At 73.3% G+C, this 8826-nt stretch carries 8 protein-coding genes; 5 read left to right on the top strand and 3 right to left on the bottom strand.

All coding sequences use genetic code 11. From position 1 onward, the window contains the following. The first annotated feature begins 144 nt into the window (after positions 1-144). Both ABT092_RS30415 and ABT092_RS30410 read left to right on the top strand, forming a co-directional pair. The gene (locus ABT092_RS30415; RefSeq protein ID WP_351249656.1) at positions 145-768 is read left to right on the top strand and encodes a copper resistance CopC family protein; all 624 of its coding nucleotides are present in this window, start codon (positions 145-147) and stop codon (positions 766-768) included. A gap of 134 nt (positions 769-902) precedes the next feature. Next, complete coding sequence (locus tag ABT092_RS30410; RefSeq protein ID WP_351249654.1) at positions 903-1385, top strand: hypothetical protein; 483 nt, start codon at positions 903-905, stop codon at positions 1383-1385. Between the two features lie 59 nt (positions 1386-1444). Here ABT092_RS30410 and ABT092_RS30405 read toward each other — a convergent pair whose 3' ends face one another. Next, positions 1445-2479, bottom strand: coding sequence for a methyltransferase (locus ABT092_RS30405; RefSeq protein ID WP_351249652.1), 1035 nt, complete (start codon positions 2477-2479; stop codon positions 1445-1447). A gap of 301 nt (positions 2480-2780) precedes the next feature. Here ABT092_RS30405 and ABT092_RS30400 point away from each other — a divergent pair, with 301 nt between their 5' ends. The 3 genes from ABT092_RS30400 to ABT092_RS30390 all read left to right on the top strand — a co-directional run bounded on the left by ABT092_RS30400 (position 2781) and on the right by ABT092_RS30390 (position 4993). Continuing rightward, positions 2781-3215, top strand: coding sequence for an MmpS family transport accessory protein (locus ABT092_RS30400; RefSeq protein ID WP_351249650.1), 435 nt, complete (start codon positions 2781-2783; stop codon positions 3213-3215). A gap of 198 nt (positions 3216-3413) precedes the next feature. After that, positions 3414-4424, top strand: a complete 1011-nt coding sequence (locus tag ABT092_RS30395) for a hypothetical protein (protein WP_351249648.1) — start codon at positions 3414-3416, stop codon at positions 4422-4424. A 194-nt stretch (positions 4425-4618) separates the two neighbouring features. After that, positions 4619-4993, top strand: a complete 375-nt coding sequence (locus tag ABT092_RS30390) for a peptidase inhibitor family I36 protein (RefSeq protein ID WP_351249646.1) — start codon at positions 4619-4621, stop codon at positions 4991-4993. 1 nt (position 4994) lies between these two features. Here ABT092_RS30390 and ABT092_RS30385 read toward each other — a convergent pair whose 3' ends face one another. Further along, positions 4995-6851 carry an ABC transporter ATP-binding protein gene (locus ABT092_RS30385; RefSeq protein WP_351249644.1) on the bottom strand — a complete coding sequence of 619 codons (1857 nt, stop codon included), beginning with the start codon at positions 6849-6851 and terminating at the stop codon, positions 4995-4997. Next, entirely contained in the window at positions 6851-8728 is a 1878-nt protein-coding gene (locus ABT092_RS30380) for an ABC transporter ATP-binding protein (RefSeq protein ID WP_351249642.1), read from the bottom strand. The genes ABT092_RS30385 and ABT092_RS30380 overlap by 1 nt, the downstream gene beginning before the upstream one ends. Positions 8729-8826: the final 98 nt, after the last annotated feature.

Raw genomic sequence — 8826 nt, 5'->3', positions numbered from 1 at the left:
CGAACTCGTCATCGGGAGCGCGTGCCCGGTGCGCTCGTCGTGCGTCGAGGGGGGCGGTCCGGAGGGTGCGCCCGGGCGGTGCCGGCCCGCGCGGTGCCGGGGTGCAGCCCGGCACCGCGCCAACTCTCGGATACGATCGAGGAGATGATCATCGACACACCCCCTCCGGGGCGGGTGCGGGGGTGTCGCCCGCCCTACCTGCTCCGGTGCCTCGCCGCGTCCACCGCCCTCGTCGCCCTGACCGTCAACGCTCCGCCCGCCGCCGCGCAACCGGTGCTCGACAGCGGTGCCCCCGGCGGGGGCGAGGTCCTCGGCACGCCTCCGGACCGGGTGACCCTGACCTTCACCACCCCCCTGAGCCGGGAGTACGCCCAACTCGCCGTCTCCACCCGGCAGGGCGGCACCCTGGCCACCAGCACCCCGCACGTCCACGGCCGGCGGGTGACGGCCTCCTTGGTGGGCGAGGCCCCGGCCGGGCGCTACCGGGTCGGCTACCGGGTGTTGACCGCCGACGGCCGTCCGGTCTCGGGTTCCTACGCCTTCACCGTGCGCGCCGCCCGCCCCGGTCCCGGTGCCACCACGCCCGGCGGCCCGGCCACCCGGGCGGTGCGGGCGTCCGTACGGGTCGAGGCGCGGAGCGGGGGGCCCGGCCCCGCCCACCACGTCTCCCTGGCGGCCGTGGGCGCGGGGCTGGTGGCCGGGGCGGCGATGGTCGCCCGGGCGGTACGGCGGCGCAGGCCCCGGCCGTCCGGCCCGCCGCTGCGCTGAGCGCGCTCGGGGGGCCGGGGATGTCCGACAACAGCCGGCCGACTATGCCCCGTTGACCTCTCCTCACTCCGCCTGCCAGCGTCGCACCGAGCGCGGAGCGCCGCCGTGGTGTTCCGCTCCCGGGAGGAGACTCGATGAGGACACGCAGGTCCGGGTGGATTCCGGCGGTGGCGATGCTCGCCTCCGTGGCGACCCTCGCCGTCGGCGCGCTGGGTTCCGCGGCGCAGGCCGTCGACTCCCGCACGGCCGGGGCCACCGCGCCCCGGGCGGTCGTGGTCGTCCACCAGAGCGATCCGACACCGGAGGAACAGCAGCGGCTGCGCGAGATCGCGGGCGCCATCTGGACGCCCGACCTGGCCGCGGGATGGAACATGAACGCCGAGGTCGCGGGCGTGCTCTCGCAGGCGACCGAGCGCATCCTCACCTGTTCCGCGGCGTTCGCCCTGGTGCCGAGGCCGCCGGGGTTCATTCCGGGACTCGGCTACCTGGTGCAGTACTGGAAGAACCTCCGGGACTACTTCCTGGTCGTCAAGGACAACCGCACCTACCGCGCCTGCGTCGTGTCGACGGCCGCGTACTACCGGTCCATCATCGAGATGGCCTCCGCCGGCATCTGACCGTGCGCCCCGGCCCCGGTGCGCGAACGCAGCCGGGGCCGACCCGCCCGGGACGGGGGCTACTTGACGGCGACGATCATCGATTCGGGCCCGGACAGGGGGTGCACGCTGCTGCGGGCGAAGCCGGTGGCGGTCAGCCACTGCTGACACTCCGGGCCGGTGTACTCGAAGCCGCCCGGGGTCTCCAGCAGCATGGTCAGGCTCATCAGCAGTCCGCTGACGTTCTCCCGCCGTTCGTCGTCGAGCAGGGACTCGTAGACGATGAGGCTGCCCCCCTCCGGCAGCGCCTCGTACGCCTTGTCCAGCAGGGTGCGGGCCCGCGAACGGGAGAACCCGCTGATGATGTGACCCATGATCAGCACGTCCGCCGGGGGCAGGGGGTCGGCGAAGAAGTCGCCGGCCCGGAAGGCGAGCCGTCCGGCCAGCCCCGACCCGTCGAGCCGGCGCTGGAAGCAGGGACCCACCGCGGGCAGGTCGAAGCCGGTGCCGTGCAGATGCGGATGGCGGTGCAGCAGATGGGTGAGCACCGCACCCTCCGCGCATCCGACGTCGGCCACCGTGCGGTACCCCGACCAGTCGAAGGCTTCGGCGAGGGCGTGCGCGGAGCCCATGGACAGCCCGGTCATGGCCTCCTGGAAGACCGTCAGCCGTTCGGGGTCCGCGTAGAGGTCGGCGTACATGCCGTCGTCGTCCTCGGCGCTCCCGTTCTGGGGCGCTCCGGTGCGCAGCGCCGTTTCGAGGTCCGCCCACAGTCCGTACATCCGACGGTCGTTCATCTCCAGGAAGCCCCCCGCGAAGGCGGGTCTGCCGCGGACCAGGTAGTAGTCGGCGGCCGGGGTGTTGCGGTAGCCCTCCGGACCGCGGTCCAGGGCGCCGAGCGCGACCAGGGCGTCGAAGAAGTCCCGCGCCGACCGCGGGTGCAGGCCCAGCCGGTCCCGCAACGCCTCGCCGCCCAGCGGTCCTGCGCGCAGTTCGGTGAAGAGGTCGATGCGGGCGGCGACGAGCAACACCTTGGCGGCCATGAACCCGGAGGCGAGTTCCATGAGGTGGTCGATCGGAGGGGCGTCCGCGGGATCGGCCGGGGCGTGGGGCACGGGTGACTCCTCGTGAGGGGTGTGGTGTGTGCCACATCGGTGCACACGCCCTTGCCTACCCGGTCGCCGGTCGGGCCAGGCGCACCGGACGGCCGTCCTTGGTGCATTCGGGGAGCTCGCGCGCCCGGGGGTGGGCCGTGGGCGCCGATCGCGGCTGCGCCCGGCGGGTGCCCGCGTGCGCGGGGGGGGGGCGTCCCGAGGGGGTGACGTCGTCGCTGCTCACGAGGGGCAACGGGTTTGACTTTACTGTGCCTTTACGATTGTCTGCGGATCTCACGATCACGACCCCGGGGGTTCCACCATGCGTCGCTCCATCCGCTCCACGGCCCTGGCCGCCGTCACCGTCGCCGGCCTGACGTTCGGGCTCACCGCCTGTTCGGAGGCGACGGAAGCGGTCAAGGACAAGGCGGTCGAAGAGGTCGACAAGAAGGTGAACGAGGAGTACGAGGTCACCTACGAGATCACCGGCGAGAGCGTCGACTCCATCACCTACGCCTCCGGCGGCGGCACCGCGACCGAGCCGAAGCTGACCACCGAGGACAAGCCCACCCTGCCGTGGAAGAAGACCGTCACCCTGCGCGGGATCATGCCCCCCTCGGTGGTGCCGGTGGCCGTCGACGCCGGTGCGGCCAGCGTCAGCTGCAAGATCGTCTACAAGGGCAAGACCATCGCGGAGGAGTCCGGCGAGGGCGTGGCCACCGCCACCGGCTGCACCGCGGTCTCGCCCATCGTCTGACCCGCACCCGTCGTCACCGGGTCGGACGCCGCCCGCGGGCGGCGTCCGGCGCCGGGCCAGGGCCTGGCGTGGCGCGTGCCACGTCCCCCCGTACAACCCTTTGCGGGGGTCAACGGTCTAGCAGATGATCACGCTGACTAGGAGACCGTCATCACCGCCATACGCAAAACCCTCACCGCCACCGCCGTCGTCACCCTCGTGCTCACCGGGTCCGCCGCCTGCGGCACGATGGAGAACCTGTCGGCGGCGCAGAAGCTCGACCGGGCCTTCGACGACTTGGGCAAGGAGAAGACCCTCTCCTTCGAGCTCGGGCTGGACACCGACGCCGCCTCGCTGCGGGCCCTGGACGCGGACGCCGCGCCCGGCGAAAAGATCCCCGACGAGGCCGTCGACGCGCTGACCAGCGGTCGCATCACGGTCTCCCTGGCGTCGAAGAAGCCCTTCGCCGAATCCAAGGAGAAGGACTTCACCGGCCAGGCCGTGAAGATCAGCACCGCGGACGGCGACCTGATCGAGTTCCGGACGGTCGGCGACCACGCCTACGGTCGGGTCGACGTCGAGGCGATCTCCGCCCTGGCCGGCACCCCCGCGCCGTCCCTGGACGAGCTGACCGGCGGCGGCGAGGTGCCCGCCGAGCTCAAGCCGATGGAGAAGCTCTTCAAGGGCGAGTGGGTCAAGGTCTCCACCAAGGAACTGGAGGAGATCGGCCAGGAGGCGCCCGTTCCCGGCGGCTCCGCCGGCATGCCGGACTTCAGCGCCGCGACGCAGAAGAAGCTCGTCACGGCGGTGCGCAACGTCCTCACCGACCAGGTCGAATTCGAGACCACGAAGGAGGACGGGGACACCGAGCGCATCACCGCCACCGCCTCCCTCCGCGACCTCGCCACCGCGCTGGTCGACGAGGTGCGCCCGTTCTTCAAGGACCTGAAGCTCCCCGCGGACGCCAAGCTCCCCACGGCCAAGGAGCTCAAGGAGGTCCCCGCGAAGAAGGGTTCCGCCGAGTTCACCCTGAAGAACGGCGACCTGTCCGAGCTGTCCTTCGACCTCACCCAGCTCGACAAGAAGCTCAAGGGCAAGAAGCTGGGCATCGCGCTGCGCGTGGTCGACGGGGAGGCCCCGACGGCCCCCGCCAACGCCACCGAGCTGAAGCTGGACGGCCTGATGGGCGGCGGCTTCGGGCCCGGAGAGGCGCCGACCGAGATGAGCTGATCGGCGCCCGCCGTTCCCGCTCCGCCGCGGGCCCGCACCGGAGGCTTCCGCCTCCGGTGCGGGCCCGCGGGCGTTCGCACGGCCCGGTGACGCACGCACGGGGGTTCGGGCGCGCCTGCGGTCGGCGCGACGGGGGGTGGGACATCGTGTCCCCGAACCGGGAACCCGGTCCCCCGCTCCCCAGGAGGCCCCCCATGCGCCGTGTCGCGCTCCTCGTCGCCGCTGCCGCGCTCACCACCGGCCCGGCCGTCGCGTCCGCCCCCGCGTCCGCCGCGCCCGCGGCCCTGCGCCACTTCTCCGGCTCCCACTGTCCCCCGGACAGCCTCTGCCTGTACCGCGACCACCACTTCGGCGGTGGCGGCGTCGCCGTCCGGGCGGGGGACTACATCGGCTTCCTCGGCGACTACGGCGTCAACGACCAGATGTCCTCCTGGTCCAACGACACCGGCACCATCTGCACCTGGTGGTCGGACGCCCACCAGGGCGGCGCCGCCCACTCGATGTACAGCGCCTACCGGGTCAACGTCCTGCCGAGCGAGAACGACACCGCCTCCTCCGTCCGCTGCTGAGTCACGCCTCCTGCGGCCGGGCGGGTTCCGCTCCGGCGGCGGGCTCCCCGTGGGGCGACTGGTACCGGAAGTGGTGCTCGTACAGCCGACGGTAGGCGCCGTCGCGGGCCAACAGGGTGGTGTGGTCGCCCTCCTCGACGATCCGACCGTCCTCGACGACCAGGACGCGGTCCGCCCGGCGGACCGTGGGCAACCGGTGCGCGACCACCAGGGCCGTCCGGGTGGCGGCGAGGGCGTCCAAGCCCTCCTGGAGCTGTGCCTCGGTCAGGGGGTCCACGCTGGCCGTGGCCTCGTCGAGGATCAGCACCGGTGCGTCCTGGAGGAACACCCGGGCCAGCGCCACCAGTTGGCGTTGACCGGTCGAGAGGTTGCCGCCGCCCTCGTCGGTGGGGGTGTCGAGCCCCCGGGGGAGCCGGGCCAGCCAGTCGCCCCCCGCCACCGCCCGGGCGGCGGCGGCGACCTCGTCCGGCCCCGCCCCCGGCCTGCCGCGGGCGATGTTCTCGGCGACGGTGCCGGAGAACAGGAACGGGTTCTGGGGGACGATGCCCAGCCGGCGCCGGTACTCCTCGACGTCGAGGGTGCGCACGTCTTGGCCGTCCACCGTGAGCTCCCCGTGCGAGAACTCGTACGACCGGGCGACCAACCGGACCAGGCTGGACTTGCCGGCCCCGGTCCGGCCGACCAGTGCCACCGTCTCCCCGGCCCGTACCGTCAGGTCGACGCCCCGGAGCACCGGACGGTCGCGGCCGTAGCCGAAGTGGACGTCGCGCAGCACGATGTCGCCGCGCAGCCGGGGCACCGGCTGCCGGGCGTGCTGTCGTAGCGAGGGTGCCCGGTCGATCAGCGCGAACACCCGTTCGCCCGCGGCCAGTCCTTGCTGGAGTTGGCTCCAGAAGGACGCGATGCCGCTGAGCGGTGACCAGAACAGCGCCAGCGCTTCCAGGAACAGCACCCACTCGCCCGGGGAGAGGCGGCCCTCGGAGACGAGCCGCCCGCCGAGCAGCACCACGGCCACCGTACCCAGCCCGGTGAGCGTGATGAGCAGTGGGAAGACGCCGCTGAACATGCGGTTGAGGCGGACGCTCGCGGCGAACCAGCGTTCGTCGGCCGCGTGCAGTTCCGCCTGGGCGGCCTGCTGGCGCCGGTGGCTCCGGGTCACCGCGATGCCCCGCAGGGTCTCCTGCACATGGCCGTTGACGTCGGCCAGGGCCCGCTGCTGATGCCGGGAGGCATCCCGGGCGGCCCGCCGGAAGCCGAGGCTCACCAGGACGATGACCGCGGCCACCAGGACGGTGACCAGGGCGAGCACGACGTCGATCAGGAACAGCGCGGTCAGCAGGAGCAGGACCATCAGCACCTGACCGAGCAGCGAGAGCACCAGGGCGGTCAGGGCGGCGAACGCCTGGGTGTCCTGGGTGACGCGGCTGACCACCGTGCCGCTGGGGCGGGTGTCGTGGAAGGCCAGGTCCTGGCGCACCGCGGCGTCGAACACGCGCTCGCGCAGTCGCAGGACCACGTCGCCGACCACCGCGGCGGTCCGCCGCTCCTGGAGGAGCGTGCACGCCCAGGACGCCGTCCCGAGGACCAGGACGGCCGCCACCCACAGCGCCCAGCGGCGGTCGCCGTCGGCTGCCAGCACCGAGTCCACGGTCCGTGCCAACAGGACGGGCACCGCGCTGCCGGTGACCGATGCGGCCACCACCGCCAGGGTCACCCACACCACCGAGGTCCCCTCGCCGCGGAAGTACGGGGTGATGCGTCGGACGAGTTCCCGGTCGCCGTAGCGGCGGTCGGTCCCGCCGCCGGGGGCGTCCACGGGGTCCGCGAGGTCGTCGATGCCGTCGAGCAACTGTGCCATCAGGGGGTCTCCTCCTCCGTGCGCGGGGCCGGCGGGCCGGGGGGTGCCGCACCGCGCCGGGGGTGCGGATGCCGGTGGTCGGGGTCGAGGTGGGCGGCGAAGATCCGGCGGTAAAGCGGGCAGTCGCGCAGGAGTGCGTCATGGGCGCCCTGGCCGACGAGACGTCCCGCATCGAGGACGAGGACGTGGTCGGCGCTGCGGATGCGGGCCAGCCGCGAGGTGACGAGGAAGGTGGTGCGCCCTGCCGAGGTGCGGCCGAGGGCGCGGTGGAGCTCGTGTTCGGTGGCGCCGTCCAGGGCGCTGGTGGCGTCGTCCAGGACGAGGATCCGCGGATCGGACAGCAGGGCCCGTGCGAGGGCCAGGCGTTGGCGCTGGCCGCCGGAGAGGGCGACCCCGCGTTCGCCGACGACGGTGTCGTACCCGCGGTCGGTGCCCATGACGAAGTCGTGGGCGAGTGCGGTGCGGGCGGCGGCTTCCATCCGGGTCCGGCCGGCCGGGGTGCCGGTGTCGGCGCCGAGGTTCTCGGCGATCGAGCGGGAGAAGAGGACCACGTCCTGCTCGACGAGGGAGATCTGGGAGCGGAGCGAGTCGGTGTCCCACGCGGTGGTGCTCACCCCGTCGACCAGCACCCGCCCCCGGTCCGGTGCGTGGGTGCGGTTGAGGAGGTGCAGCAGGGTGGACTTGCCGCTGCCGGTGGCGCCGACGACCGCCACCGTTGACCCGGCGGGGACCCGGAAGGACACGTCGTGCAGCACCGGACGGTCCGCGGCGTAGCCGAAGCCGACGTGCTCCATCGCGACCTCGCCGGTGATCGGCGCGGTGTGCCGGCCGCCCCGCTCGTCCTGGTCATCGGGGTCGTCGACGACCTCCAGGATGCGCCGGGCGCCCGCCGCCCCGAGGTGGATCAGTCCCAGGCTGAACGAGGCCAGCTGGGTGGGCGCCCGCAGGGTGGCCATCAGCCCGAGGACGGCGACGAGTTCGCCGGTGGTCAGGGAGCCCTCGCGCAGCAGGACCACGGAGTGCACCAGGGCGCCGGCGGTGGCGAGGGTGAGCAACAGGGGTGGCAGGGACAGCGCCTGGGCGCGGGCCCGGCGGACGGTCGCCGCGCGGTGGTCGGCCGCACGGGCGACGAACCGGGCCCGTTCCCGGTCGGCTCCGCCGGTCGACTCGACCACCTCGATGCCGGCGATGCTCTCGGTGGCCTGTGCGGTCATCGCCCCGAACGACTCGCGGGTCAACTCGGAGACGGGTTCCAGTCGCCGACCGTGCTCGACCAGGGCCAGGACGAACAGCACCACGAACACCACGGGGGAGAGCAGGAGTCGGGGGTCGACCAGGGCGATGAAGACGATCGGCAGGAGGAGGTTGAGCGTGAGGTCCACGGCCATGTCGAACCCGGGGGACACCATCAGGTTGAGCGATTCGGCGTCACCGGTGGCGCGGGCGGACAGGTCCCCGATCCGCCGCCGGTCGAAGTAGCCCTGGCCCTTGCGGAGCAGGCTGGCGAAGACCTGGGCGCGGGCGCGGCGTTCCAACCCGCTGGCGAAGGACTCCAGCGCGTAGGTGGAGGCGATGCCGGCGATGCCGCGGACCAGGACGAGGGCCCACAGCACCCAGACGACCCGGTGCAGCGAGGCGAGCCCGCCGCCCTCGGGCGCCAGCACCGCGTCGAAGGCGAGTCCGATGGTCAGCGGGATCGCCGCGGTGATGCCCTGCCACACCAGGCTGCCCCCCAGGTGCACCAGCAGGAAGCGGCGGAACGGCCTCGCCTGGGCGAGCAGCCAGCGGAGCGCACCGGCGCGCCCGCGCCCGGCGCGGGGGTGCGCGGCCCGGTCGGCGGGGTCCGGCACGCAGGCGCGGCCGGTCTCGGTGGTCATGGGTCTCCGTAAGTTGTTAGGCGGCCCGGGAGGGCCGGGTGTGGCTTATGGTTCTCTGCCTTCAGTGGCTTCGAAGGAGTGGCCGCCCGGCTCTCCGG

The organism is Streptomyces sp. NPDC002490, assembly GCF_040296045.1.
Lineage (GTDB): Bacteria > Actinomycetota > Actinomycetes > Streptomycetales > Streptomycetaceae > Streptomyces.
The sequence above is the reverse complement of the archived record's forward strand: the minus strand, read 5'-3'. Positions and strand labels throughout refer to the sequence as shown.

Excerpts from the sequence above, each read along its gene's own strand:
- ABT092_RS30415 (WP_351249656.1), top strand. The coding sequence starts at position 145 with ATGATCATCGACACACCCCCTCCGGGGCGGGTGCGGGGGTGTCGCCCG.
- ABT092_RS30410 (WP_351249654.1), top strand. The coding sequence starts at position 903 with ATGAGGACACGCAGGTCCGGGTGGATTCCGGCGGTGGCGATGCTCGCC.
- ABT092_RS30400 (WP_351249650.1), top strand. The coding sequence starts at position 2,781 with ATGCGTCGCTCCATCCGCTCCACGGCCCTGGCCGCCGTCACCGTCGCC.
- ABT092_RS30390 (WP_351249646.1), top strand. The coding sequence starts at position 4,619 with ATGCGCCGTGTCGCGCTCCTCGTCGCCGCTGCCGCGCTCACCACCGGC.
- ABT092_RS30385 (WP_351249644.1), bottom strand. The coding sequence starts at position 6,851 with ATGGCACAGTTGCTCGACGGCATCGACGACCTCGCGGACCCCGTGGAC.
- ABT092_RS30380 (WP_351249642.1), bottom strand. The coding sequence starts at position 8,728 with ATGACCACCGAGACCGGCCGCGCCTGCGTGCCGGACCCCGCCGACCGG.